The following is a 273-nucleotide window of genomic DNA, read 5'->3' as shown; positions in this document are numbered from 1 at the left end:
GGCAATGTCCTGACCACCACCAACGGCACCTGGAGCGATCCCGACGGTGATGGCCGGTCCTACAGCTATCAATGGTACCGGGCGGACGACACCAGCGGCACCAACGCCACGGCCATCACGGGCGCCACCTCTTCCAGCTACACGCTGACCACCTCGGACGCGCATAAATATCTGCGCGTCGTGGTCACGGCCAATGACGGCAAGGGCGGGACGCCGACGGCCACCTCCACCTATACGGAGATCACCAACAGCCCGCCGGTGAACAGCGTGGTG

Annotated in this window: 1 protein-coding gene; it reads left to right on the top strand. The window is 64.8% G+C overall.

Annotated features, from left to right (window positions below; all coding sequences use genetic code 11):
* A partial coding sequence (locus tag ACM9LZ_RS26110) for a hypothetical protein (RefSeq protein WP_416622416.1) occupies positions 1-273 on the top strand: 273 nt, incomplete at both ends.

Origin of the sequence: Niveispirillum fermenti (assembly GCF_048066175.1) — a bacterium.
GTDB lineage: Bacteria > Pseudomonadota > Alphaproteobacteria > Azospirillales > Azospirillaceae > Niveispirillum > Niveispirillum fermenti.
Note: the sequence above shows the minus strand (reverse complement) of the source record. Positions and strands in the feature narration are given on the sequence as shown.